This is a genomic window from Janthinobacterium sp. BHSEK (genome assembly GCF_056174685.1).
In genome coordinates, this window is sequence record NZ_JBWBYV010000254.1 from 1 (window position 1) to 505 (window position 505).

Genomic DNA, 505 nt, shown 5'->3' on the forward strand with positions numbered 1-505 from the left:
CACCCGGATACAGCATGCTCTCGACGAGGTGCCGGCCGCTGGCCGGCGCGGCGAGCACCTCAGAAAAGAAAATGCCCTGGTCGATTTCTCGCGCTTCCTTGTCCCCCTGCGGCGACAGGCGCTCCTGGGTGATTGCCGCTTGATCCGGGACCAGGCCGGGAAACAGCTCCGCAGCCGCATACGCCAGTTCGGCCAGTTGCGGGCGCAGGGTCTTGCCGGCCGTCAGGCGGTCATATACCCAGTCGGCGTGCAGACGCAGGAAGTTGGTGCGCGCTGCGCGACTGGCGCCGTGTATGGCCTCGGCGGCGGCGCACTGTTCGGCAGAGCGCAGCGGCTTGGCCGGCAACTGCGCCAACAATGCCTCGCCGTCGGCGACATGGCAGGCAAGCGCGCGGGCGTCGGTGTCGGGCACGCGGGTGATGGCCGGTGGCGCATCGCGCCATTGGCGCCATGTATGCCGCATGATGGTCGGGCCGGTGGAAGAGTGCTGGGCGAAGCTCATGGT

1 protein-coding gene is annotated in these 505 nt (G+C 68.5%); it reads right to left on the reverse strand.

Annotated elements, in window-relative coordinates:
* Positions 1–505: hypothetical protein (locus tag AC0V2Y_RS28875; RefSeq protein ID WP_475418485.1), on the reverse strand; the 505-nt coding region annotated here is incomplete at both ends.